A 24,578-nucleotide genomic window follows, 5' to 3' on the forward strand; every position below is an offset into this window, starting at 1 on the left:
TGCGCCGAGGGAAGCGGAGTGAACGGCCCTGAACGGCCGCGCACGGCGATGAATGAGACGGAAACTGAGACGGAGCGAGGTGGTGTCCTAGACGGCGCCTCGCCGAGAAGGGGTGCTCAAGGGAGCTATGCGCTGCACGTCCTCCATGTATCGGCGTGCTTGGGGCACTGGCGGTAGTAGCTGTCATCAAGGTTGCGGCTGTGTGGTGCCCGGCCGTACTGAGACTGCCATCCACGCCAGTGACGTGTGTTGCAGCGATTGCATAACGGCGCGCGTACAAAGCCGTGAGTGTGGCAGTGGTCCCACACGGTCGCACGCGTAGTCATGCAGCTCGCGCACATGAACTGCGCGGCCGTCGGCCAGTTCTGCCGGCCGATGCGATCGACGCAGTAGCGTTCGCCCGCCAGTTCGCTGCTATAGACCACGGCGTCTGCGTCGCTGCCTCTCGCGCCGTAGACGACGCCTGTACGGATGCACTCGCCAAGGTCGGCCACCACCGCGTCCCCAATCACCTCAAACCAGCCTGCGGCATCCTGTCCATGGTGCGCTCCTAGGCATGAGCACTGGCATTCGATGCCCGTTGCTTTCAAGCAGTTACTGGTGCACTGCGAGAGCTGCGACATGTCTCGCCAGACCACGATGAACCCGTACCGGTCGACCGCCGCTGTTACCAGCCGCACGAGACTGCTGCGCGGCAGGGTCCATTGATCACCGTTGAACTCCGGGGAACGAATGCCTACCGTCTCGTGCAGCCAACGGCGGTTGCCCTTCCGAGGCGGCAGTTCGGCGATGACTTGCCCGTGCAGTGGAAGCCATACCGTCGGCACGGGCCCGATGCCGGGTTTCGTGACTACGCGGTCGCCGACGATGCGTACTGGTAAGTCGTTCGTCATGCCTCCACGGTGACAGGAAGATCGGCAGTCGGGAACCCCGCCTCCAGACTTGTCCACGCTGGTCAGGACGTGATCGGGATGTGTTCGTGAAGGATCGTCCCCAACACGCTTTCCAACTGTGCGTAGGGCCGTACGGGGGCGTCCGTCAGGGTTCACGCGGCAGGTCGGACGGGGTGCGCGCACGGCGGTGAACGGTGGCGTCCGTCGGCGCACTGGACAAAGACCAGGACAACGAGCGCTCGGTGTCAGTTCCTTAGAACCAGACGCGAGCAGCATCCGGCACCGCCTAGCCCGCAAGGCCTCACATGTCACCGCAGCCTCGAAATGGCGTCTCAAAACGGCGGCGTAGTTCGGGGAACCCAATCTGACGCTGGTCGCGATATTCATGCCCAAGGCATTACCGAACGTGAGATTCTTCCGGAATGGGTGCGCCAGTCACGCCTGAGTGGGACCATCGGAATCCGTCCAAGTCGGGAGGTCCTTATGACATTTCCCGCTCCGCCAACTGGCGGCGCGCCTCGGGCACGTAAGACACCAGAACACTGGAATGCCATGGCCTCTCTCATTGGCGCCGCCGTTTCAGCTCTGACGTTCCTGCTCGGGTTCATCGGCCTACCGGCAGCGGGGGTTGATTCGCCAACCGGGACACCGGCAACCGTGACGGCAACAGTAACTGTTACCGCGACGGTTACTGCCACGCCCCAAACGCCGGCCACGACTCCGGAGACGCAAGCTCCTTCATCGCCCGAGGCGGGCGGAGAGGCTTATGCGCCTATCCTCACCGCTTCAAAGATTTCCATCCCGCCCCAGAGTGGTGTATGCAATGGAAACTTCATGTTTGTCGACCTGGATGAACCCAGAGCTAATGCCAGCTCTGGCAGCCCTGAGCGTATCGATGGCGGGCCTTGTATAGAAAATAGCCACAATAATTGGCTAAGTAATTACATGGAAGCTTCCACGAATATGGCTACCCTGGACGCGGCGGGCTGCGATAAGGCCATTCGATCCTCTCCAGCCAACTCCACTTTCCGGCTTCGCGATGGTCTGAATTGGTGCCAATATACAAGTGAAAACGATCTTGCATTGGTTCATGTGGTCAGCACCGGCGACGACGGCAGTCTTACCATTGAGGTGACCACTTGGTCCGTCGGGTAGCGTAAACAGAGGATGGGTGCAACCCCTTTGTGGGGTTGCACCCATCCTCTGTTTACGACACTCATGCAGGGAGAAACCCCGGCTTCTCCCTGCCAAGCTCTTGCAGGCGGCTCAGGTAGTCCTGGGCTGTCGGCTCCGTGCTGTAGCGCTGCCTCATGACGGCCGCGAGTTCTCGACTGGTCATGATGAGGGAGGGGACGGACTGTCGGTCGCCCTGCAGTGCCCGTTCGCCATGGATGAGTGCCTGTTCGAGGTCGCCCTCGCGCGCTGCGGCAGCTCCCAGGGTTACTCGTGCTTCGGCGTTCCGCATGGGTGAGCGCTCCGTGCCGTCGAAGTCTGTTCCGGCCCTCAGAACCTCATTCGCGAGCGTCCGCGCAAGCTTGTCCTCCCCGACCAGCCGGTAACAGTCCATCGAGTAGAAATCGAACTTTGCAGGGTCCACTACAAAGTGGTTGTCCAGGTTCTCGGGGTGCGGCATTCCCTCAAGCAGCCGTCGCCATTTGTCGAGGGCCACCTCGACTTGCCGGCGATCGCCGAGTCGCGCCCATGCCTTGGCTTCCTGGCCCGCGAGCTGTACGGCAACGCCATGGTTCGGTGCTGCCTCTGCTCCGGCTCGCGCCGCTGAGATGACGCCGCGATAGCCTCGGTGTCTCGGAGAGGGCCGTCATGGGTCTCATGGGATGGTCGACAACGGCCATGGCCGCGAGGTATCAGCACATGGTCGACGCGGTGCGGGCCGATGTGGCACGGCAGGTCGACGGTCTGATTTGGAAGGCCGACGCGGACCGACCGTATGACGACGACGGCGCGGCCGGCGCGCTCGTGCCGGTCAGCTAGACGGGGACTGCGGAGGGCGAGCAACAGGGCGACATCCTCTCGGGGGTGCCGCCCTGTTGCTGTGTGATGGTGATGACCAGGAGATTGGCGCTTTCGGCAGGTCAAGGACGACAATCATCGGCCATGTCCGACACTTTCTGGACCGCGCTCTCCGCATGTGCGACTGCGGCGGCCTTCATCGCGGTCGCCTGGCAATCGGTTCTCACTCGTAGCGCGGTTGTCACTGCTCAGCGGGCCCTTATTGCCTCCGAGGCTGTTGCACTGGACGCAGCACGCGGACGGCTCGATGTCGAAGCTCCCAACGTCACCGTGAAGATCTCCGAAGTCCCTTGGCCCCCGCTCGCTTGGACTTCGCACGGGATGCCCGTCCAGCCGTTCCCACCCGGTAGCGACGTGTGGCACTTCCCAGAGAAAGAGAACGAGCGGCTTGTCCTACAGGCAAAGGTTGTGGTCGAGAATAAGGGAGCGAAACACGTTAGCGTCGAATACGGAGGTGATTTTGTCGTCTCCGTTGACAACCGGCCGCGTCCGGCAACCCAGCACCTTCTGTGGCCCGATGGAAGGGGTGGTTCGGCAACCAACTCGTTGTATTTGCAGGGTGACTTCACCATTAAGGAACTCTCGGAGAACTTCGAAGCGCACCAGGCCGAGCAGCGGCTTCCCCATCGGGTGGTGGGTACCGTCACCGTTCACGATGGCCGCGACAACGGCGTCACTGACACTTGGGAAGTGGAGCTGACCGGATGGCCGGTACAGCCTCACGAAACCCGAGGAAGCGTCTGGCATGTCACCCGCGACGACCTCACTGATGGAAGCGGGTCGCGAAGCATGATCTTCCAGGTTCAGCCGTCCCGGGAGCGCACCTACTGGATTTCTAGGGCGCGTGGACTGCGGCTACCTGAGCCGATGTTTGGCGTCGACACCTCAGGGACTCATAGGGCCATCGAGCCGTAGCGCCCAGGGCCGGCGGCTTCTCGTGGTGCGCTCATTCAGCCAACTGAGACGGACGCCTGAAAGGGCGGCGCCCCTTCCGGGATGCCGCCCTTCCCCTTTTGCCTGGTCAAGCACTTGAGGCCGTGGCGGGAATCGAACCCACGTAACTCGCTTTGCAGGCGAGTCCCTAAACCACTCGGGCACACGGCCGGGTCGGGGGCGGGCCTCGTGGCCGTTCCCCTGTCCGTTCCGAACTTCGTGACTTGACCGTACGGGTGGGGACATGGGGGAACAAGGGTGCTGGGCGCGCCGCAATGGGACTGCCATACGCCGTTCATGAACCGGGGGTCGGCGGACCGTGGGCGTACGTCCAAGGTCTCGGGTCGGGCCCTACCTCCGACAGGGGTCAAGGTGGGGGATGGCCCTTACGCTGGCCTGCATGACCTCACTGGAATCGGGCGACACTGGCGTCGCCACCGACAGCGTCGACGCGGATGCTCCCTTGGCTGCCGTACCTGGTGAGGGGGTGCTCGGGCGTTCCTATCGGGCGCTCAGTGTCGGGATCGTGTCCGTCGTGCTGCTGATCGCCTTTGAGGCGACTGCCGTCGGGACCGCTATGCCCGTTGCGGCTCGGGAGCTGGACGGGGTGTCGCTGTACGCGTTCGCCTTCTCCGGGTACTTCACGACCAGTCTGTTCGGGATGGTGCTTGCCGGACAGTGGTCGGATCGGAAGGGGCCGCTGGGGGCGCTCACCACCGGCATCGCCGCCTTTGCCGCCGGGCTGTTGTTGTCCGGGACCGCCGGCGTCATGTGGCTGTTCATCGCCGGGCGGGCCGTGCAGGGGCTCGGGGGTGGGCTGGTGATCGTTTCCCTGTACGTCGTTGTCGGGCGGGCCTATCCGGAGCGGTTGCGGGCCTCCATCATGGCTGCCTTTGCCGCCAGTTGGGTTGTGCCCTCTGTTGTTGGGCCCCTTGCCGCCGGGGCCGTTACCGAGCAGCTCGGGTGGCGGTGGGTGTTCGTCGGGATTCCTGTGCTGGTTGTCTTTCCGCTGGCCCTTGCCCTGCCGCAGATACGGCGGCTCGCCGGTGGGGCTGTGAAGGAGGGGGAGCGGGACGAGCAGGGGGATCGGCGTCGTATTCGACTTGCCTGCGGGATTTCGCTCGGCGCCGGGCTGCTTCAGTACGCCGCCCAGGATTTGCGGTGGTTCTCCGTCGTTCCGGGGCTGTTGGGCGTCTCGTTGCTCGTGCCCGCCGTGCTCGGGCTGCTTCCCCGAGGGACCTATCGGGCCGCTCGTGGGTTGCCGTCCGTTGTGTTGTTGCGTGGAGTCGCCGCGGGGTCCTTCATCGCCGCCGAGTCCTTCATCCCGTTGATGCTCGTCACCCAGCGGGGGCTGTCGCCGACGTTGGCCGGGTTCTCGCTCGCCGCGGGGGGCGTTACGTGGGCGCTGGGGTCGTCCGTGCAGGCGCGGGCGCGGATGGAGCCGTATCGGGAGCGGCTGATGACGTTCGGGATGGTTCTCGTCGCCGCGTCGATTGCCGGGGCGCCTGCCGTGCTTATTGATGCCGTGCCCGTGTGGACCCTTGCGGTGGTGTGGGCGTTCGGGTGTTTTGGGATGGGGCTCGTCATCGCCAGTACCAGTGTTTTGTTGCTGCATCTCTCCGCTCCCGAGGAGGCCGGCGCCAACTCCGCCTCCCTGCAGATCTCCGACGGGCTGTCCAACGTTGTGTTGCTGGCCGGTGGGGGTGCGGCCTTCGCCGCGCTGGGTGGCGGGTCGGTGGCTCATGCCTCCGCCGTGTCGGGGGGCGGCTCCCATCCGGGTGCCTTCGCCGTTGTGTTTCTGCCGATGGCGGGGGTGGCGTTGGTGGGGGCTTGGGTGACTACGCGGTTGCGGGTCACTCCCTCTTGAGTGGTACCAGTCTGACCCCATCGAGTGGTACCGTTTTGGTATGGCTATGAACCTGCGTCTCCGCGACGACCAGACGGAAGCTCTGAAGCTGCGTGCCGAGGAGGAGGGCACGAGTATGCACGCCATATTGCTGAAGGCTGTGGACGACTACCTCTCCAGGACGGCTCACGAGGCGCTGGTCCGCAAGGCCGCCAAGGAGCAGACGGTCAAGTGGGCTGAACTGCTGGAGCGGCTCAAGTGACGTACGTCTATCTGTCGGCCGAGGACGTTCTGGACATCGCCGGACTCGCTGTCGACGATCAGCAAGTCGTCGTCCGCGACGCCGGTCTGCTGGAGTCGGCCGTGCATCGTCCCTCGGCTTCGATGTTCGGGCAGGAGGCGTACTCCGACCTGTTCGAGAAGGCGGCGGCCCTCTTGCAGTCGCTCGCGATCAACCACCCTTTCGTCGACGGCAACAAGCGCACGGCGTGGACATCCTGCGTCGTCTTCCTGGCGCTGAACGACGTCCAGCTGCGACCGGACATCGATGCGGCCGAACGTCTGGTGATCGCGGTGGCGTCCGGCAGCGTGGATGAGGTCAAGGCCATCGCCGAAGTGCTGCGAGACCTCGCCGAGCCGTCGGTGTGAGCTGAGTCCCATCCCCGGGTGACCCCGCGCCGTACGCACGTTGACAGCACCGGGCCGCCGGTAGGGTGGCCCGGTTGTCATACGTAGCTCCAGCCCCAGCCTTCCCGCTGTAGCTGCAACCGCCGCCGAGCCGCCCGACCCACCACCCCCGGAGACCGTGACTACCACCGCCGCCAGCGCCTCCACCAGCACCGCTGCCAACCATCACCTCTCGCCTGCCTTTCCGGGCCGTGCCCCCTGGGGTACCGCCAGCAAGCTGCGTGCCTGGCAGCAGGGGGCGATGGAGAGGTATCTGCACGAGCAGCCGCGTGACTTTCTCGCCGTCGCCACACCCGGCGCCGGCAAGACGACGTTCGCGCTGACGCTCGCCTCCTGGCTGTTGCACCACCATGTCGTGCAGCAGGTGACCGTGGTCGCGCCCACCGAGCATCTGAAGAAGCAGTGGGCCGAGGCGGCGGCGCGGATAGGGATCAAGCTCGATCCCGAGTACAGCGCCGGGCCGCTCAGCAAGGAGTACCAGGGCGTTGCCGTGACGTACGCGGGGGTTGGCGTGCGGCCCATGCTGCACCGCAATCGCTGCGAGCAGCGGAAGACCCTTGTCATTCTCGACGAGATCCACCACGCCGGGGATTCCAAGTCCTGGGGTGAGGCCTGTCTTGAGGCCTTCGAGCCTGCCACCCGGCGGCTCGCGCTCACCGGTACGCCCTTCCGGTCCGACACCAATCCCATTCCCTTTGTCACGTATGAGGAAGGGAATGACGGGATTCGGCGGTCCTCCGCCGACTACACCTACGGGTACGGGAACGCGCTCGCCGACCATGTCGTCCGGCCCGTCATCTTCCTCTCCTATAGCGGGCAGATGCGGTGGCGGACCAAGGCGGGGGATGAAATCGCCGCCCGGCTCGGTGAGCCGATGACCAAGGACGCCATCTCGCAGGCATGGCGTACCGCGCTCGATCCGCGCGGTGAGTGGATGCCGAGCGTGCTGCGCGCCGCCGACAAGCGGCTGACCGAGGTGCGGAAGGGGATTCCGGACGCCGGGGCGCTTGTCATCGCCTCCGATCAGGAGTCGGCCCGCGCCTACGCCAAGTTGATTCGCGACATCACCGGGACCAGGGCCACCGTCGTTCTCTCCGACGACTCCGGCGCCTCCGATCGCATCGACGAGTTCGCCAACAACGACTCCCGCTGGATGGTCGCCGTTCGGATGGTGTCCGAGGGGGTGGATGTGCCTCGGCTCGCCGTTGGCGTGTACGCCACCACCATCTCCACGCCCCTCTTCTTCGCCCAGGCCGTCGGGCGCTTCGTGCGGTCCCGGCGGCGTGGTGAGACCGCGTCCGTGTTCCTGCCGACCGTCCCCGACCTCCTCACCTTCGCCAACGAGATGGAGGTCGAGCGCGACCACGCCCTCGACAAGCCCAAGAAGGAGGGCGAGGAGGACCCGTACGCCGAATCCGAGAAGGAGATGGAGGAGGCGAACCGGGAGGAGGACGAGGACACCGGGGAGCAGGAGCAGTTCTCCTTCGAGGCGCTGGAGTCCGACGCCGTCTTCGACCGGGTGCTGTACGACGGCGCCGAGTTCGGGATGCAGGCGCACCCGGGGAGCGAGGAGGAGCAGGACTATCTCGGGATCCCGGGGCTGCTCGAACCCGATCAGGTGCAGCTGCTGCTCCAGAAGCGGCAGGCCCGGCAGATCGCGCACAGCCGTAAGAAGCCGGACGACGAGGCCGATCTTCTTGAGTTGCCCGCCGAGCGGCGGCCTGTGGTCTCTCACAAGGAGATGCTCGAACTGCGTAAGCAGCTCAACACCATGGTCGGCGCGTACGTCCATCAGAGCGGCAAACCGCACGGGGTGATCCACACCGAGCTGCGGCGGGTGTGCGGCGGGCCGCCGAGCGCGGAGGCGACGGCCGGACAGTTGCGACAGCGCATCGCCAAAGTGCAGGAGTGGGCCACCCGGATGCGGTGATCACCTCACCGCCGCCCGGCGCGTCCGGTGAGGGGCGTGTGCGGTCGTGCACACGCTGTGCATATCGGGAGGAAGCGCAGTAGTCCGTACCGCGGAGTGACCGGATTCTGGACGTAGCCTTCCGCTGAGCGAACCGCCTTCGCTAATGTCCCCGACACGCACACGCCCCGTGGCAGCGCCGCCGCGGAGCGCAGTCGTGAAGCGACCGTGTCCGGGAGAGCCCGGGCCGCGCCGATCGGCCGCCTCTGACACGCGTCGCCCACGGGACCGGCGACGCACCCGTCGTCAGGGAGCTGCCGACCTCACCACGTGAAGGAGTGGGCGTCGTGACCGCGGAGACCTCCCAGACGCTCGACCGGGGACTGCGCGTCCTCAAGCTGCTCGCCGACACCGACCACGGGCTGACCGTCACCGAACTGTCGACCCGGCTCGGGGTCAATCGGACGGTCGTGTACCGCCTGCTGGCCACCCTGGAACAGCACGCCCTCGTACGCCGTGACCTGGGCGGTCGCGCCAGGGTGGGGCTGGGCGTGCTGCGGCTCGGGCGGCAGGTGCATCCCCTCGTACGGGAGGCGGCGCTGCCCGCGCTCAGGTCGCTGGCCGAGGACATCGGCGCCACCGCCCACCTGACCCTCGTCGACGGGACGGAGGCGCTCGCCGTCGCCGTCGTCGAGCCGACCTGGACCGACTACCACGTGGCGTACCGGGCCGGTTTCCGCCACTCCTTGGAGCGCGGCGCGGCCGGCAAAGCCATCCTCTCCGCGCGGCAGAAGCCCGCCATCGATCCCGGGTACACCCTCACGCACGGCGAGCTGGAGGCCGGCGCGAGCGGGGCCGCGGCTCCGCTGATCGGGGTGACGGGGGTCGAGGGGAGCGTGGGGGTCGTCATGCTCGCCGACGCGGTGCCCGAGCGGGTGGGGCCTCGGGTCATGGACGCGGCGCGGGAAGTGTCCGAGGCCCTGCGCTGACCGGCGTGCGGGAGGGCAGGGCAGCCGCCCCTGGCCTGAACCCGGCCCCACGTTAGATTGACCCCGTGCTCTCTCGCCTCACGCGCCCCCGGGCCGTCGCCGTCTGTGCCCTGCCCGTCGTGGCCCTGCTCGCCACGGCCGCGTTCGCGCCGTTGCCGTTCGCCTTGGCGCAGCCCGGGATGACGGCGAACGTTCTCGGCGACAACGACGGCGACCCGGTCATCACCATCACCGGCGCGACGGTCCGTGAGACGCGCGGTCAGCTGCGGATGACGACCATCGAGGCGACCGGTCCTGACACCCACGTGAGCCTCGGTGACGTACTTGATGGTTGGTTCTCCACCGATCAGGCCGTGATGCCGCGCGACTCGGTCTATCCGAGCGGTGACAGCACCAAGGAGATCGAGGAGCACAACGCGGCCGAGATGAAGGAGTCGCAGGACGCGGCGGCCGAGGCGGCGCTGAAGTATCTGGACGTGGACTCCGGCAAGGTCAAGGTCTCGCTGAAGCTTTCCGATGTTGGTGGGCCTAGCGCGGGGCTTCTGTTTTCTCTGGGCATCGTGGACAAGTTGGACGGTGACGGTAGCGGGGGTGATCTGACCGGGGGGCGGTCCATCGCGGGTACGGGGACCATTGACGCGGATGGGACTGTTGGCGCGGTGGGGGGTGTCGCGTTGAAGACGCAGGCTGCTCGGCGGGATGGGGCGACCGTGTTTTTGGTGCCTGCGGCGGAGTGTTCGGATGCGGAGTCTGAGCTTCCCAAGGGGTTGCGGTTGATTCCGGTGACGACGTTGAAGGGGGCGGTTGGGGCGTTGGTGGCGTTGTCGTCGGGGCAGGGGACTGTGCCTGGTTGTTGAGCACGGTCGGTTCCTTGGCTGCGGGCCGGTGGGGGCTTGTCGCGCAGTTCCCCGCGCCCCTACAGACTCCGGCCTGACTGCGTAGTCAGGCCGGAGTCTGTGGCTCTGATTCAGGCGGCGTCAATAGTCGTACACTGATTTCGACGTTTCTCTGACAGCGCAGTCCGACGACGCATACGGTGACGCATCCGGTGAGGAAGGGGCTTCAGTGGCCGGTACTCAAGGTCGTGACGGCATCTCGCGGGCCCCGGCGACGAGTTCCGATGTCGCGCGCCTCAGCGGTGTCTCCCAGAAGACGGTCTCGCGGGTGATGAACAACGAGCCGTACGTCCGTGAGGAGCTGCGCACGCGTGTCCTGCGGGCGGCCCAGCAGCTCGGGTACCGCCCCAACGGCGCGGCGCGCAGCCTGACTTCGGGCCGGAGCCGGAGGCTAGGGGTCATCTCCCTGGGCGCCCGCCTGTACGGCCCCACGACCATGCTCGTCGCCATAGAGCGCTCGGCGCGTCGGCTCGGTTACTCGGTCAGCGTCGCCCACACCACCGAGGACGACGAACACAGCACCGCCGAGGCCATCGACAGCCTCCTCGAACAGGGCGTCGACGGCATCGTGCTGTCGGAGGCGATCGACGAGGGCAGCCCGGTCAAGGTCTGGCTGGACGTGCCGATTCTCACCATCGGCCGGTTTCCGGGGCTGGTCGCGGCGCGGCGGATCCGCTCGGCGGAGAAGTCGGACCGCAGCGGGTATGTGGCGACGCGGCACCTCATCGACCTGGGGCACACCGAGATCCGGCATGTCTCGGGGCCCGGTCAGTGGTGGGCGTCCCGCGACCGCGCGGAGGGCTGGCGGTCGGCGCTGAGCGAGGCGGGTCTGCCTGTGGTCGAGCCCGTCGCGGGGGACTGGTCCTGCGCGAGCGGGTACGAGGCGGGGTTGCGGCTGGCGGACGACTCGGCGATGACCGCCGTGTTCGTCGCGAACGACGACATGGCGATCGGCCTGGTCAGGGCGTTGCACGAGCGGGGGCGGCGGGTTCCGGACGAGGTGAGTGTGGTGGGGATGGACGATATCCCGGCTGCCCGTTTCCAGCAGCCCGCGCTGACGACTGTGGCGCAGGACTTCGACGCGGTGGCGACGGAGGGGGTGGGGTTGCTGGTGGAGGAGATTGCGAACCCGGGGTCTGCGGAGCGGGTTCTGCGTGAGGTGGATCCGCCGTTGGTGGTTCGGGAGTCGAGCGGGCGGCCTCGGGTGGGCTGAGGGTGCCGTGGAGGGTTGTTGGTTTGCTGCGGGCCGGTGGGGGGCTGGTCGCGCAGTTCCCCGCGCCCCTGATGGGGCCTGCGGCCCCGTCAGGGGGTGCTGTTGAGCTGTGGCGGATTTCGGCGGTGCGTTGCTGGGAGTGCGGCGAGGGGGTGGTGGTTTGCTGCTGCGCCGTCGTGGCTGGTCGCGCAGTTCCCCGCGCCCCTTGGGGGCCTGCGGCCCCATCGGGGGCGATGCGTCGCGGATTTCGCCGTGTCCGCTTACGCGAGTTGCTGCTTCGGCGGTACCGACGCCAGGCGCAGGCCCACCTCTACGAGGGTCCAGCCGACCCGCGTGCGTAGGTCCGGTGTGGGGCGCTTGGCCGTGGCGGCGAGTCTGTGGGCGTCTGCCTCGGCTCGGAGGTCGGCGGCTCGGAGGTGGTGGAGGGCGAGGTAGGGCTCGGCGGGGTTCATCGGGCGCGTCCTCTCAGGTCGTGGGTCGGGAAGACATGGGTGTGGACGCGTACCGTCTCCGCTTCCGGGGTGCCCTCGGCCGGGGCCTGGGCGCGGTAGCTGTCGACGAGCTCGTGCATCCGGTGGATCAGGTCCAGGGCGGTCTCGGGTGTCAGCCGTAGCGTCATGTCGCTCAGGTCCGAGGAACGCCGCCATGCCTCGGACCAGTCGTTCGGGTTGCCCAGCCAGGTCGAGATCTCCCTGGTGTGGATGTTCGCGACCTCGTGGATGAACAGGTCGGCGGCGCCACGGACGGCCGGGTCGGGGTCCCTGTGCAGGGCGTCGTTGAACCGCACGCCCTCGTGCGCCGCCCGCCACCAGCGTTCCCGGCCCTTGCCGTGCTCGGGCGCGTCCTCGATGAAGCCGTGCGCGGCGAGCTGCCTCAGGTGATAGCTGGTCGCGCCGCTCGACTCGCCCAGTTTCGCGGCCAGTTGGGAGGCGGTGGCGGGTCCGCTGCGCCGCAGCGTGGTCAGCAGCTGCATCCGCAGCGGATGGGCGAGACCACGCAGCGAGCGGGCGTCGAGTTCGACTACCTGGGGGGTCGGGGGGGTCGGGTCTTCGGGCTGCTCCGGCATGCTTGCAAAGGTAGCCTTGCAAAGGAATAGTTGCAAGGGTTTCTTTGCAACCACTCCTTTGTAGAGAGTGGGCCTATTCCACAGGCCTACTTCACAAACCCCTCCGCCCGCATCCAGTCCAACGCCACCTGATGCGGATCCTCCCCCTCCACATCCACCTTGGCGTTCAGCTCCTGGGCCACCGCGTTCGTCAGTTTCGCCGTCACCGGGTCGAGGATCTTCGTGATCGCCGGCCACTTCTTCAGGGTCTTCGAGTTGATCTCGGGGGCCGCGTTGTAGTTGGGGAAGAACTTGCGGTCGTCCGCCATCACCGCGAGGTTCATCGACTTGATGCGGCCGTCCGTCGTGAAGACCTCCCCGTATACGCAACTCCCCTTCGCCGCCTGCGTGTAGATGATCCCGGTGTCCATCTGCGTGATGTTCCCGGCGGGCAGGCTCATGCCGTACGCCTTCTCCATGCCCGGCAGACCGTCCGCGCGGTTGGCGAACTCGCCCTCCACGCACAGCGTCACCGCCTTGGGGCGGGTCGCCGCCAGCTCGGCCACCGCCGACAGAGTCTTCGTGCCGTACTCCTTGAAATTCGACCGGTTCATCGCCAGGGCGTACGTGTTGTTCAGCGCCGACGGGGACAGCCACGTCAGTCCGCTCTTCAGGTCGGCGTCCCGTACCGCCTTCCACTGCTCGTGCGGGTCGGCGATCGGTTCGCTGTTGCCCTGGTACGTGATCCACGCGGTGCCCGTGTACTCGTACATGCCGTCCGCGTCGCCCTTCTTCACCGCCTCGCGGGCGCCGAACGAACCCTGGATGCCCGTACGGTCGAGCACGTCCGCGCCCGCCGCCTCGAAGGCGATGCCCATCATCGCGCCGAGGATCAGGTTCTCGGTGAACGACTTGGACGTCACCGTCAGTTGGGCGCCCTTCAACGGCTTCCCCTTGCCGATCGTGCCCGGTTCGACGTCGTCGACCATCGGGGAGCCGCTGGTCAGGCCGCAGCCGGGCGCCAGTGCCGCGAGGAGCACGCAACCGGCCACAGCCGGCCCAGCCCGCCCGCGCCGCATCACGTCCCCGCCTCCAACCCCCGTGGCCGCAGCAGCAGTTCGGCCAGCGAGGCCAGCCAGTCCACCAGCAGCGCCAGTACGACGGTCAGGATCGAGCCCAGCATCAGCACCGGCATCCGCTGGTTGGTGATCCCGGTCGTGATCAGCACCCCCAGCCCACCGCCCCCGCCGAACGTGGCCAGCGTCGCCGTCCCCACGTTCAGGACGAGCGCCGTCCGCACGCCCGCGAGGATCAGCGGTACCGCCAGCGGGAGTTCGACCCGGGCCAGCACCCACAGCGACGACATGCCGATGCCCCGAGCCGCCTCCAGGAGTGTCGGGTCGTTCGCCTTCAGGCCGGCGATGGTGTTCGACAGGACCGGCAGGACCGCGTACGCCACGATGCCGATCAGCGCCGCCTTCCGGCCGATGCCCAGCCAGATCACCAGCAGCGCCAACAGGCCGATCGCCGGGGTCGCCTGACCCATGTTGGCGACCGCCATCACCACCGGGGTCGCCCGCCGGAACGCCCTCCGCGTGAGCAGGATGCCCAGCGGGATCGCGATGACCAGTACGAAGAACGTCGAGATCGCCGTCAGTTCGATGTGCTGCCAAAGGGCCTTCGACACCTGCCCGTTGGACAGCGCGTTCTCGGAGATCGCGTCCAGGTCGGCCTGCCGGAACCACAGCCAGGTCGCGAGCAGTACGAGGACCAGGACACCGGGCAGGATCGTCAGCTTCTGCCAACTCAGCCTGACTGTGCGGGAGTTGACGGATGGGGGAGGGGTCGCCGGAGTCCCTCCGAGACCCGGTCCCGCCACCGCCTCCTCTCCTCCGCCTCCCTCTCCTCCCCCTCCCTCTCCTTCTTCCTCCGTCTCCGGATCCACCGTAGGAGTGGTCACGCCCGCACCTCCCCTCCCTCTCCGTCCCCTTCCTGCTCGGCATGCGTCAGGTCCGTCCGTGCCGTCTCCAGGTCGTGCTGCGCCTCCACCGCCTCCAGCCGGTCGGCATCCAGGAGTTCGTGCACGGAGTTCATCAGTGTCTCTATGTCGACGACGCCCTCGTACTCACCGTGCCGCCCGGTCACCGCGACCCGCCCCGCGTTGTCCGTCAGCACCGCCTCCAGCGCGTCCCGCAGGGTCGCGTCCCGGGTCACCGTGTCGGAGACCAGCGTCCCGGCGCGCGCCAGCGAACCCCGGGCCCGCATCAGGTCGCCCCGCCGCAGCCACTTGTACGGGCGGCGCCGCTTGTCGAGCAGCAGGATCTCGTTCGTACCGCTGGACCGGAGCTTGTTGAAGATGTCCTGGAGCGGGTCGTCGACGGCCACCGTCGGGTAATCGGTGATCTCCACATTTCGTACGCGGGTGAGGTTCAGTCGCTTCAGGGCCGCCCCCGCGCCCACGAACCCGGACACGAAGTCGTCGGCGGGGTTGGTGAGGATCGCCTCCGGGGTGTCGAACTGGGCGATGTGCGAGCGTTCGCGCAGGACCGCGATCCGGTCGCCCAGCTTGATCGCCTCGTCGAAGTCGTGCGTGACGAAGACGATCGTCTTGTGCAGCTCGTGCTGGAGCCGGATCAGCTCGTCCTGGAGGTGGTCCCGGGTGATCGGGTCGACGGCACCGAACGGCTCGTCCATCAGCAGGACCGGCGGATCGGCCGCCAACGCCCTTGCCACGCCCACCCGTTGCTGCTGACCGCCGGACAGCTGACGCGGATAGCGGTCGTGGAACTCGCCGGGGTCCAGGCCGACCAGGTCGAGCATCTCCTCCACCCGCGCCTTGATCCGTCCCGTCGGCCAGCCCGTCATCCTCGGGACAAGCGCGATGTTCTGGGCGACCGTCATGTGCGGGAAGAGCCCGGACGACTGGATCGCGTACCCGATCCTGCGGCGCAGCTTCACCGGGTCCATGTCGGTGACGTCCTCGCCGCCGATCCGGATCCGGCCGCCGCTCGGCTCGATCAGCCGGTTGATCATCTTGAGGGTCGTCGACTTCCCGCAGCCCGACGGGCCCACGAAGACGACGGTCTCGCCTGCCTTGATCTCCATCGAGACGTTGTCCACGGCGGGCCGGGGACTCCCCGGATAGCGCTTGGTCAGACCCTCCAGCTCGATGGTGGCCCCATGGGAACTGGTCTCAGACACGGATCCCCCTCGGAATCGTCAGCCGCCCGACGAGCACGTACGCCGCGTCGAACAGCAGCGCGAGCACGATGATCCCCAGCGTGCCGGCGAGGACCTGGTTCAGGGCGTTCTTGCTGCCCAGCGAGGCGATGCCCCGGAAGATCTCGTTGCCGAGCCCAGGCCCGGACGCGTACGCGGCGATGGCCGCGATGCCCATCAGCATCTGCGTCGAGACCCGGATTCCGGTCAGGATCGGCGGCCAGGCCAGTGGCAGCTCCACCCGCGCCAGTTGCGCCACGCGGGACATCCCGATGCCCCTCGCCGCGTCGACGAGCGACGGGTCGACACCGCGCAGGCCCACGATCGCGTTGCGCACGATCGGGAGGAGGCCGTAGAGGGTGAGGGCGATGACCGTCGGCGGCACGCCCAGGCCCACGATCGGGATCAGCAGGCCGATCATCGCGAGGGAGGGGATCGTCAGGATCGTCGACGTCGCCGTGGTCGCGAGGTTGCCCGCCCAGTCGCTGCGGTACGTGACGACGCCGAGCGTGATCCCGATGACCGTCGCCACGACCATGCACTGGAAGACGGCGCTGGCGTGCTGGAACGCGTCCGTGAGCAGCTGCTGATGGCGGTTTCCGAGGTACTCCCAGAAGTTCACCGCCATCACCCTTCAACTCACTCGGTGTGTTCTGATGCCGCCTGCTCCACCAGCGGGATGATCCGCAGCGGAACGGGGTTCTCCATGACGATCGCCGTGGCGGCCCGGTCGATGCCATCAAAACCGACGACCCGGTCGATCACCCGCTGGAGATCGGCGTTCGAGCGCGCCACGAGCCGGCACAGCATGTCCCCGCTGCCGGTGGTCGTGTGCAGTTCCAGCACCTCCGGTACGGACGCCAAGTGGGCCCGTACGTCCGGCCCTTGCCCCTGCCGGATCTGGAGCGTCGCGAAGGCGGTGACCGGGTAGCCGAGGGCCGCCGGGTCCACCTGCGGCCCGAACCCCCGGATGACGCCATTCGAAGTAAGCCGGTCGAGCCGCGCCTGTGCCGTCCCCCGCGCCACTCCCAGCCGCCGGGACATCTCCAACACACCGATCCGCGGCTCCCGCGCGAGCAGCACGATGATCCGCCCGTCGAGTTCGTCGATCGTCACAGCGGCCTCCCGAAGTCCTTCGAGCGGATGGTCATCCTGTACAGAAAGCCCGGAGGTACAGGCCTACAGCTGAGCAGAATGTCCAGTCGCAGCGCAAACTGTTGCGCATCTTGCGAGCCCGGGGCGACGCTTCACCTATGACGCAGACCACACACCACACTCCCGACACCGCCCGGCAGGCAGACCCCTTCCCGGTCAAGGGAATGGACGCGGTCGTCTTCGCCGTGGGCAACGCCAAACAGGCCGCGCACTACTACTCCACGGCCTTCGGCATGCGGCTCGTCGCCTACTCCGGACCGGAGACGGGCAGCCGCGAGACGGCGTCGTACGTCCTGGAGAACGGCTCCGCCCGGTTCGTCTTCACCTCGGTCGTCAAGCCCGCCACCCCCTGGGGCCACTTCCTGGCCGGCCATGTGGCCGAGCACGGCGACGGCGTCGTCGACCTCGCCATCGAGGTCCCGGACGCCCGCGCCGCGTACGAGTACGCCGTCGGCCACGGCGCCCGCTCACTGGCCGAACCGTACGAGCTGAAGGACGAGCACGGCACCGTCGTACTCGCCGCCATCGCCACGTACGGCCAGACCCGCCACACCCTCGTCGAGCGCACGGGGTACGACGGCCCGTACCTCCCGGGGTACGCGGCGGCGGCCCCCCTCGTCGAACCGCCCGCCCGGCGCACCTTCCAGGCGATCGACCACTGCGTGGGCAACGTCGAACTCGGCCATATGAACGAATGGGTCGGCTTCTACAACAAGGTCATGGGCTTCACGAACATGAAGGAGTTCGTGGGCGACGACATCGCCACCGAGTACAGCGCGCTGATGTCGAAGGTCGTCGCCGACGGGACCCTGAAGGTGAAGTTCCCGATCAACGAGCCCGCCATCGCCAAGAAGAAGTCCCAGATCGACGAGTACCTGGAGTTCTACGGCGGCGCGGGCGTCCAGCACATCGCCCTCAACTCGAACGACATCGTCGAGACTGTACGGACCATGCGGGCGGCCGGGGTCCAGTTCCTCGACACCCCCGACTCGTACTACGACACCCTGGGGGAGTGGGTCGGCGACACCCGCGTCCCCGTCGACACCCTCCGCGAGCTGAAGATCCTCGCCGACCGCGACGAGGACGGCTACCTGCTCCAGATCTTCACCAAGCCGGTCCAGGACCGTCCGACCGTCTTCTTCGAGATCATCGAACGACACGGCTCGATGGGCTTCGGCAAGGGCAACTTCAAGGCCCTCTTCGAGGCGATCGAGCGGGAGCAGGACAAGCGCGGCAACCTGTAACCGGCAATCTCTAACGGGCTGATGCCGGCGGTCAGTTGGGCGGGCCCGCCGCCACGGGCTCGCCCAGCGCCGCCAGTGCCTCCTTCGCCGCGACCGCCCCCGCCGGTGAGAAGTACGGATTGATCCGCAACGCCTCCTCCAGATGCCGGCGCGCGGGCCCCGCCAGCCCCAACTCCCACTCGATCATGCCCCGGTGGTACGCGTACAGCGCGCTGCGCACCTCGCCGCCGTGCTCCTTGTCGGTCGCCCGCCTGGCCCAGCCGAGCGCCAACTCGGCCTTCCCCGCCCGGTGCAGCGCCCAGCCCAGCGCGTCCGCGACATCGAGGCCCGGCTGCCGCGCCCACTCCGCCCGCAGCCGCCGTACGGCCGACTCCGCGTCCCCGTGGTCCGCCTCGAACCGCCCGAGCAGCAACTCGCCGTTCACACCGGCGGCTTGCTCCTTCGCGACCCGGGCTCGCAGTACGGCGTACTGCGCACGCGCTTCTTCCTGTTGCCCCAGGGACTCGTACAACTCGCCCAGTTCCAGCGCGTATTGGGGAGACGGTTGCTCGGCGAGGGCCGTGCGGTAGGCGGTCACCGCCTCCGTCGACCGCCCCAGCGCCGCCAACGCCCGTCCCTCGCCCGCCCGTGCGGAGCCCAGGCCGGGGTCGAGGCGCAGGGCGGCCTCGAAGTGGTCCAGGGCGGCGGTCGGTTCGCCGCGCTCCCAGGCCAACTCGCCCGCCCGGTACTGCCATTCGGCCTCCTCGGCCGGGGTCGCCGCCCGCGCCGCCGCGTCCGCCAGCGCCGCCTGCGCGTCCTCGCGCCTGCCCTGGTCCCGGTACACGCCCGCCGCCCGCGCCAGCACAGCAGGCACCGCCGCCCCGGAACGCAGCCCCTGCATCTGCCCCAGCGTCCGCCGCACCGCCTTGTAGTCGCCGAGGCCCGTGTACGCGTCCAGCAGCGGCGGGTACGACGTCCAGCGCCTCGGCGCCTCGCGCAGCGCCGCCTCGCCCCACTTCCGGGCGGCCGGGAAGTCACGGCGGGTGTTCGCCAGCGCGGCCAGCGCGCCGAACGCCTCCGCGTTCCCGCCCGGGCGCACCTTGATCGACGTCCGCAGCGCACGTTCCGCCCTGGGGAAGTCGGCGGCGTCCGCCGTCCGCCGGCCTCGCTCCACGTACGCCGTGCCGAGCTGCGCCCAGGCCTGTCCGTCACGCGGATGGGTGCGTACGAATGACTCGCGGTCGCCGATGAGCGCCGCCAGGTCGGGCAGGGCGGCGGGCGCCCCGGCGGTCACCGCCCGTTCCGCGCGGGCCGCCGGACCCGGTGCCGGTGGTGAGTCGGGCCGGTCCTGGGGCAGCAGCATCAGGGCGCCGCCGAGTACCGCACACCCCGCGAGTGCGGCGATCAGCGGGCGCGGGAGGACACGAACGCGGGCTCTCTCCATCTCCATGGCGCTCACTCTGCGTCAGTACGACGACCAGATTCCCGTACCGAAAGCACCGCGCGGACGGGGTTCACACCGATGGCCCCGGGTGCGACGCTTTAGATCATGAGCCGTATCCAAGCCGCACCCGACGAAGCCCAGGGCAACCTCACGGACCGGCTCCTCGTGGAGCTGCCGGCCGAGGCGGTGCTCACCGATCCGGACGTCACGTCCGCCTACGCGAACGACATGGCGAGCTTCTGCGAGGCCGGGACCCCGGCCGTGGTCGTCCTGCCGCGCACGGTCGAACAGGTCCAGCACGTGATGCGCGTCGCCACCGAACTGCGCGTCCCGGTCGTCCCACAGGGCGCCCGGACCGGCCTGTCCGGCGCGGCCAACGCCTCCGAGGGCTGCATCGTGCTGTCGCTCGTGAAGATGGACCGGATCCTGGAGATCAGCCCCGTCGACCGCATCGCCGTCGTCGAGCCCGGCGTCATCAACGCCACGCTCTCCCGCGCCGTCAACGAACACGGCCTGTACTACCCCCCGGACCCCTCCAGCTGGGAGATGTGCACGATCGGCGGCAACATCGGCACCGCGTCGGGCGGGCTGTGCTGCGTGAAGTACGGGGTCACGGCCGAGTACGTACTGGGCCTGGACGTGGTGTTGGCCGACGGGCGGCTCATGTCCACCGGGCGGCGGACCGCGAAGGGCGTCGCCGGGTACGACCTCACCCGGCTGTTCGTCGGCTCGGAGGGCTCGCTCGGCATCGTCGTACGGGCGGTCCTCGCCCTGAAACCGCAGCCGCCCCAACAGCTGGTGCTGGCCGCCGAGTTCGAGTCGGCGTCCGCCGTCTGCGACGCCGTGTGTCGGATCATGGAGGGCGGTCACGTCCCGTCCCTCCTCGAACTGATGGACCGTACGACCGTCAAGGCCGTCAACGACCTGGCGAACATGGGACTGCCGGAGACCACCGAGGCCCTGCTGCTCTGCGCCTTCGACACCCTCGACCCCGCCGCCGACCTGACCGCCGTCGGCGCGCTCTGCGAGACGGCCGGGGCCACCCAGGTCGTCCCCGCCGACGACGCCGCCGAGTCCGAACTCCTGCTCCAGGCGCGGCGGTTGTGCCTGGTCGCCCTCGAAGCGGTCAAGGGCACGACGATGATCGACGACGTGTGCGTACCCCGGTCGCGGCTCGGTGAGCTGCTGGAGGGCGTCGAGCGCATCGCCGAGAAGTACAAGCTGACCATCGGCGTGTGCGCGCATGCCGGCGACGGCAACACCCACCCCACGGTCTGCTTCGACGCCCAGGACGCCGACGAGTCCCGGCGGGCCCGTGAGTCCTTCGACGAGATCATGGCTCTCGGCCTGGAACTCGGCGGCACGATCACCGGGGAGCACGGCGTCGGCATCCTCAAGAAGGAGTGGCTGGCCCGGGAGTTGGGCCCCGTGGGCATGGAGATGCAGCGGGCGGTCAAGGCGACCTTCGACCCGCTGGGCATCCTGAATCCGGGCAAGTTGTTCTGAGGCCTGTGCGGTACGCGTCACTCGCCGTCCTGGGACTCGTCCGAGGGCCACGGGTCGCGCAGCCACAGGTCATCGGCCGGGGTGGGTGCGAGCAGCTCGGCGAGGCCGTCGTCGATACCGAGCTGCTCGGCCTCAGAGCCCGGGGGGACCGCCCGGAGGGTGCGCTCCAGCCATGCGGACACCTGAGCGGCGGGCGCCTCCAGCAAGGCGTCCCCGTCGGGTGAACTCAGCGCCATCAGGACGACGCTGCGCCCGTCGACCTTCGTCGGCCACACGCGTACGTCACCGTGCCCGCACGGCCGGAACACCCCCTCGACCAGGAGTTCGCGGGCGAACGTCCAGTTCACGGGGTTCTCGGAGCTGATGTGGAAGGCGATGTGGACGGCGAACGGATCGTTGGTGCGGTAGGTCAGCCGCGCCGGGACGGGGATGCTCCGCTCCGGCGACAGGATGAGTTTCAGCTCCAGTTCCCGTTCCACCACGGTGTTCATGGCGTGCGTCATGGCGGTACTTCCTCTCTCGTCGAACCTGTCGTGCATGTCGTGCGGGGTCCATGTCGGGCCCGCAAGAGGAGAGAGGGCGGAGAGCCGTCAGCATTACGCGAGTTTCCGGGAAGTTTTTCGGAGATGTTTCTTGCGAACGATGTCGAACGGTGTCCAACGGTGTCGGACCCGTCGCGACAGATGGCAGAAGCTGTCACGAACGAGGTAGGTAGGGCACGAGGGGCATCCATGAGTGCGCTCGTCTGATAGATGTGGGGCACCCCAAATGACCCCCGAGCAGATACGGGACGACGGACATGAGCGCCCCAACCCCGGCCCCCGGTGACGACAGGCCCCGCGAAGGGTATTACCCGGACCCGTCCATTCCTGGATATGTCCGGTTCTGGAACGGCACCGCCTGGGTGCCGGGCACCAGCCGTCCCGCGCCGTCCGACGGTGCGCCGTCCGACGGCGCGTCGGCCGTGGCGCGGGTCGAGGAGACCGGGCCGCACTTCTTCGACGAGGAGCCGCAGTCGCAGGCCGCCGAGCCGCGCCGGGCGACCCCCGCGGAGGCCCAGCACGGCAGCCGGCCCGAACCGGCGTCCGCCTGGGGCGCCGACCGCTCCCACCAGTCCGGCTTCGGCGGAAACAGGGACCGCCAGGTCTCCTGGGGCTCCCCGGCGGCCGACCCCCGGGTGACGAACGAGCCTCCGGCCCAGCCGGACGGGCACTCGGCCCGTACGGACGGCACGGCGACGATCCCGCCCGCCGAGCCGGACGCCGGTGACGTGCCCGAGTCGGGCACGTTCGTGTTCCGCCGGCCCACCCCCGGACCGGCCGCCATCGGTGGCGGTGGCGGTGGCGGTGGCGGTGGCGGTGGTGGCGCGGAGGGAGGCGTTCCCGGCACCCGTGGCCCCGTCCCCTCCGAGAGCACCATGACCTTCCGCGCGCTCTCCCCGCGCACGGAGCGTGAGAGCGGGGCCGACGGCGCGCAGCCGGGGAGCACGGGCTCGCCGGGGGGCGCGCAGGGCCCGGTCACGGCACCCGCGCCGGCGTCCGGTTCCGGTGGCTTCGGCGCCGGCAAGGCCGCGGCCGCGCGCGCGGCCGCGGCCCAGGGCGCCAACCCCGCCCTGCTGCCCGCGACCCCGGCCGTCCCCCAGCAGAACAGTCCCGGCGCGGGTGCGCCCATGGCCCCCGGCACCGGCGGCGGCCAGCCCTCCTGGGCCCAGCAGGTGGGCCGCCTGGCCGAGCCCGAGGAGGGCGGAGAACCGCGCCTCGCGCCCTGGAAGCCGCCCGTCGAGGACGTGTTCCAGGCCGCCGCCCGCAGACAGGCGTCGGCCCGTCCGGCGGGCCTCGGCAAGCGGCTCGTGGCACGGCTCGTGGACACCCTGGTCCTCGGCGCCCTCACCGCCACGGCCGCCGTACCGCTGGGCACCATGGCCGTCGACCACATCACCGGCAAGATCGACGCGGCCAAGCTCTCCGGCGAGACCGTGACCGTATGGCTGCTGGACGGCACGACCGGCCTGTACCTGGGCATCGTGCTCGCCGTGCTGCTGCTCGCCGGGATCCTGTCCGAGGCGTGGCCCACCGCCAAGTGGGGCCGCACCCTCGGCAAGAAGCTGGTCGGTCTTGAGGTCCGGGACATCGAGGGCCACGAGCCCCCGTCGTTCGGCCTGGCCCTGCGCCGCTGGCTCGTCTACGCCGTCCCCGGACTCCTCGGCATCGGTGTCGTGGGCGTCCTGTGGTGCCTGTTCGACCGCCCGTGGCGCCAGTGCTGGCACGACAAGGCGGCGCACACCTTCGTGGCAGGCTGAGCCCCTACAGATAGAGGGCGGCCGGGTGCGGCGTACGAATCACCGGATTCGGTACCCCGGACGGCCGCTCGCCGGATGCGGAGCCGGGCGGTTCGCGGTCGACTCGGGCCATGAGCAGCGAACCGCCCCCCGGCGCCGGTCAGCAGCCACCGGAAGACGACGACCCGTTCAGGAAGCAGCCACCGCCTCCGTCGTACGGCGCAGGAGACCCGTACGGCAGCTCAGGTCCGGCCGGCGGCGGCTCGCCGTACGGCGGCGGTGCCGGTTCGCCGTACGGAGCCGGTGGCGGTGATCCGTACGGCGGGGCCGGTGACCCCCTCGCGGGTATGCCGCCCCTCGCCGACAGCGGCCGACGCGTGCTCGCGCGGATCATCGACATGATCCTCGTCGGGATCGTGGTCTGGCTGCTCACCTGGGGCTTCAACGTCAACGAGTACGAGGTCGACAGTGACGAGATCGAGTACGGACGCTCGCTCGGCCAGTCGCTCATCGCCGCCGTGCTCTACATCGCGTACGACACGATCCTGATGTCCCGGACCGGGCAGACCCTCGGCAAGAAGTGGCTCGGGCTCCGGGTGGCCAACCTCGACAACGGCTCCACGCCCTCCGTGCAGACCCTGCTCATCCGGTCACTCGTGCTGTGGATCCCGTTCGCGTTCTGCTGCGCCTGCATCTGGACGGCGATCGCGGGCGGCTGGAGCTTCTTCGACAAGCCGTACAAGCAGGGGCTGCACGACAAGGCGGCCAAGACGGTGGTGGTCAGCACGAGTTGACCAACCCCGGGGACGGAAACGGCGGTTGGGCGGACCTGCGACATGCAGGTCCGCCCAACCGCCGTTTCCGTACGGGCGGTTCAGTCCTGGTGGACCGAGGATGCCTCCACCGGGACGCGCTCGCGCGGTGCCGCTGGGGCGGCCGACGAGGCGACGACCTGTGAGGTCGCCCGGGACTGCTTGGGGCGGGGCACGGTCATGGCGACGAGCAGCCCCAGGACGAGTCCCACGAGGGCGATCAGCACGACCCCCGGGCCCGAACTCGTCTGAGACAGCAGCAGCATGGCGAGCGTCGAGAGAATCACGGTGCACGAACCGTAGGCGAGCTGTGCGGTGGTCGGACGCGGCGCGGTCGGACGAGTCGGACGAGGCATGGCAATCGAGTCCTCGTTGGATTCGGGGGTGAGGGGAGCGTGTCGGCCTGGCTTTCCACCGGACATCCGGCGTTCCGCCGACCGACTCTAATCGCGTGCATGCCCGAGTGGAACGCGCAGTAAGCGTGACCTAACCCACGGCT

The 24,578-nt window shown here is 68.6% G+C and carries 25 protein-coding genes, 1 tRNA gene and 1 pseudogene; 14 read left to right on the top strand and 13 right to left on the bottom strand.

Going from position 1 to position 24,578, the window contains the following annotated elements:
- Positions 1–125: 125 nt before the first annotated feature.
- On the bottom strand, positions 126–893 hold the full coding sequence (locus LUX31_RS29170; RefSeq protein ID WP_235478283.1) for an endonuclease domain-containing protein: 768 nt from the start codon (positions 891–893) through the stop codon (positions 126–128).
- A 552-nt stretch (positions 894–1,445) separates the two neighbouring features.
- Between LUX31_RS29170 and LUX31_RS29175 the strand changes: the two genes are divergently transcribed.
- Entirely contained in the window at positions 1,446–2,048 is a 603-nt protein-coding gene (locus LUX31_RS29175; RefSeq protein WP_235478284.1) for a hypothetical protein, read from the top strand.
- A 61-nt stretch (positions 2,049–2,109) separates the two neighbouring features.
- Here the strand turns inward: LUX31_RS29175 and LUX31_RS29180 are convergent, their stop codons facing one another.
- Positions 2,110–2,562: a hypothetical protein gene (locus LUX31_RS29180; protein ID WP_235478285.1), complete on the bottom strand. Its 453-nt coding sequence runs from the start codon at positions 2,560–2,562 to the stop codon at positions 2,110–2,112.
- Between the two features lie 128 nt (positions 2,563–2,690).
- Between LUX31_RS29180 and LUX31_RS29185 the strand changes: the two are divergent.
- Together LUX31_RS29185 and LUX31_RS29190 are read left to right on the top strand one after the other, a co-directional pair.
- A pseudogene (locus tag LUX31_RS29185) lies at positions 2,691–2,885 on the top strand (site-specific integrase); the annotation flags it as partial.
- A gap of 123 nt (positions 2,886–3,008) precedes the next feature.
- A complete protein-coding gene (locus tag LUX31_RS29190; RefSeq protein WP_235478286.1) occupies positions 3,009–3,839 on the top strand; it encodes a hypothetical protein in 831 nt (276 codons plus the stop codon).
- Between the two features lie 117 nt (positions 3,840–3,956).
- Here the strand turns inward: LUX31_RS29190 and LUX31_RS29195 are convergent.
- A tRNA-Cys gene (locus tag LUX31_RS29195) sits at positions 3,957–4,028 on the bottom strand.
- 229 nt (positions 4,029–4,257) lie between these two features.
- Between LUX31_RS29195 and LUX31_RS29200 the strand changes: the two genes are divergently transcribed.
- From LUX31_RS29200 to LUX31_RS29230, 7 genes are all read left to right on the top strand, one after another.
- Entirely contained in the window at positions 4,258–5,724 is a 1,467-nt protein-coding gene (locus LUX31_RS29200; RefSeq protein ID WP_235478287.1) for an MFS transporter, read from the top strand.
- Positions 5,725–5,764: 40 nt separating this feature from the next.
- The gene (locus LUX31_RS29205) at positions 5,765–5,965 is read left to right on the top strand and encodes a CopG family transcriptional regulator (RefSeq protein ID WP_053741608.1); all 201 of its coding nucleotides are present in this window, start codon (positions 5,765–5,767) and stop codon (positions 5,963–5,965) included.
- Positions 5,962–6,351, top strand: coding sequence for a type II toxin-antitoxin system death-on-curing family toxin (locus LUX31_RS29210; RefSeq protein WP_235478288.1), 390 nt, complete (start codon positions 5,962–5,964; stop codon positions 6,349–6,351). Before LUX31_RS29205 ends, LUX31_RS29210 begins: the two co-directional genes overlap by 4 nt.
- Before the next feature lie 157 nt (positions 6,352–6,508).
- The gene (locus LUX31_RS29215) at positions 6,509–8,320 is read left to right on the top strand and encodes a DEAD/DEAH box helicase (protein WP_235478289.1); all 1,812 of its coding nucleotides are present in this window, start codon (positions 6,509–6,511) and stop codon (positions 8,318–8,320) included.
- Between the two features lie 326 nt (positions 8,321–8,646).
- Positions 8,647–9,288, top strand: coding sequence for an IclR family transcriptional regulator (locus LUX31_RS29220; protein ID WP_235478290.1), 642 nt, complete (start codon positions 8,647–8,649; stop codon positions 9,286–9,288).
- 65 nt (positions 9,289–9,353) lie between these two features.
- Entirely contained in the window at positions 9,354–10,145 is a 792-nt protein-coding gene (locus LUX31_RS29225; protein ID WP_235478291.1) for a S16 family serine protease, read from the top strand.
- 208 nt (positions 10,146–10,353) lie between these two features.
- The gene (locus tag LUX31_RS29230) at positions 10,354–11,397 is read left to right on the top strand and encodes a LacI family DNA-binding transcriptional regulator (protein WP_235478292.1); all 1,044 of its coding nucleotides are present in this window, start codon (positions 10,354–10,356) and stop codon (positions 11,395–11,397) included.
- 260 nt (positions 11,398–11,657) lie between these two features.
- On the opposite strand, the gene LUX31_RS29235 is transcribed toward LUX31_RS29230, so the two are convergent.
- The 7 genes from LUX31_RS29235 to LUX31_RS29265 all read right to left on the bottom strand — a co-directional run bounded on the left by LUX31_RS29235 (position 11,658) and on the right by LUX31_RS29265 (position 16,777).
- Entirely contained in the window at positions 11,658–11,849 is a 192-nt protein-coding gene (locus tag LUX31_RS29235; protein ID WP_235478293.1) for a hypothetical protein, read from the bottom strand.
- Complete coding sequence (locus LUX31_RS29240) at positions 11,846–12,463, bottom strand: ArsR/SmtB family transcription factor (protein ID WP_235478294.1); 618 nt, start codon at positions 12,461–12,463, stop codon at positions 11,846–11,848. The genes LUX31_RS29235 and LUX31_RS29240 overlap by 4 nt, the downstream gene beginning before the upstream one ends.
- An 86-nt stretch (positions 12,464–12,549) precedes the next feature.
- A complete protein-coding gene (locus tag LUX31_RS29245; protein ID WP_235478295.1) occupies positions 12,550–13,521 on the bottom strand; it encodes a glycine betaine ABC transporter substrate-binding protein in 972 nt (323 codons plus the stop codon).
- Positions 13,521–14,321 (bottom strand): ABC transporter permease, encoded by an 801-nt coding sequence (locus LUX31_RS29250; RefSeq protein WP_235478296.1) that lies wholly within the window; start codon positions 14,319–14,321, stop codon positions 13,521–13,523. Before LUX31_RS29250 ends, LUX31_RS29245 begins: the two co-directional genes overlap by 1 nt.
- A 77-nt stretch (positions 14,322–14,398) precedes the next feature.
- Positions 14,399–15,643: a betaine/proline/choline family ABC transporter ATP-binding protein gene (locus tag LUX31_RS29255; RefSeq protein WP_235478297.1), complete on the bottom strand. Its 1,245-nt coding sequence runs from the start codon at positions 15,641–15,643 to the stop codon at positions 14,399–14,401.
- The gene (locus tag LUX31_RS29260) at positions 15,636–16,283 is read right to left on the bottom strand and encodes an ABC transporter permease (RefSeq protein ID WP_235478298.1); all 648 of its coding nucleotides are present in this window, start codon (positions 16,281–16,283) and stop codon (positions 15,636–15,638) included. The genes LUX31_RS29255 and LUX31_RS29260 overlap by 8 nt, the downstream gene beginning before the upstream one ends.
- Positions 16,284–16,300: 17 nt before the next feature.
- Positions 16,301–16,777: an Lrp/AsnC family transcriptional regulator gene (locus tag LUX31_RS29265; RefSeq protein WP_235478299.1), complete on the bottom strand. Its 477-nt coding sequence runs from the start codon at positions 16,775–16,777 to the stop codon at positions 16,301–16,303.
- Positions 16,778–16,914: 137 nt separating this feature from the next.
- Between LUX31_RS29265 and hppD the strand changes: the two genes are divergently transcribed.
- Positions 16,915–18,060, top strand: a complete 1,146-nt coding sequence (gene hppD / locus LUX31_RS29270; RefSeq protein WP_235478300.1) for a 4-hydroxyphenylpyruvate dioxygenase — start codon at positions 16,915–16,917, stop codon at positions 18,058–18,060.
- A 31-nt stretch (positions 18,061–18,091) separates the two neighbouring features.
- On the opposite strand, the gene LUX31_RS29275 is transcribed toward hppD, so the two are convergent.
- Positions 18,092–19,489, bottom strand: coding sequence for a tetratricopeptide repeat protein (locus LUX31_RS29275; protein ID WP_235478301.1), 1,398 nt, complete (start codon positions 19,487–19,489; stop codon positions 18,092–18,094).
- 99 nt (positions 19,490–19,588) lie between these two features.
- On the opposite strand from LUX31_RS29275, the gene LUX31_RS29280 reads away from it, so the two are divergent.
- Positions 19,589–20,989, top strand: a complete 1,401-nt coding sequence (locus tag LUX31_RS29280) for an FAD-binding oxidoreductase (RefSeq protein WP_235478302.1) — start codon at positions 19,589–19,591, stop codon at positions 20,987–20,989.
- A gap of 17 nt (positions 20,990–21,006) precedes the next feature.
- On the opposite strand, the gene LUX31_RS29285 is transcribed toward LUX31_RS29280, so the two are convergent.
- Positions 21,007–21,480: an SsgA family sporulation/cell division regulator gene (locus LUX31_RS29285; RefSeq protein ID WP_105974374.1), complete on the bottom strand. Its 474-nt coding sequence runs from the start codon at positions 21,478–21,480 to the stop codon at positions 21,007–21,009.
- A 308-nt stretch (positions 21,481–21,788) separates the two neighbouring features.
- Here LUX31_RS29285 and LUX31_RS29290 point away from each other — a divergent pair, with 308 nt between their 5' ends.
- Together LUX31_RS29290 and LUX31_RS29295 are read left to right on the top strand one after the other, a co-directional pair.
- On the top strand, positions 21,789–23,288 hold the full coding sequence (locus tag LUX31_RS29290) for an RDD family protein (protein ID WP_235478303.1): 1,500 nt from the start codon (positions 21,789–21,791) through the stop codon (positions 23,286–23,288).
- Between the two features lie 110 nt (positions 23,289–23,398).
- The gene (locus LUX31_RS29295) at positions 23,399–24,061 is read left to right on the top strand and encodes an RDD family protein (RefSeq protein WP_235478304.1); all 663 of its coding nucleotides are present in this window, start codon (positions 23,399–23,401) and stop codon (positions 24,059–24,061) included.
- Positions 24,062–24,141: 80 nt separating this feature from the next.
- Here LUX31_RS29295 and LUX31_RS29300 read toward each other — a convergent pair whose 3' ends face one another.
- Positions 24,142–24,435: a hypothetical protein gene (locus LUX31_RS29300; RefSeq protein WP_235478305.1), complete on the bottom strand. Its 294-nt coding sequence runs from the start codon at positions 24,433–24,435 to the stop codon at positions 24,142–24,144.
- Positions 24,436–24,578 lie beyond the last annotated feature (143 nt).

The organism is Streptomyces sp. GQFP, assembly GCF_021545335.1.
Lineage (GTDB): Bacteria > Actinomycetota > Actinomycetes > Streptomycetales > Streptomycetaceae > Streptomyces.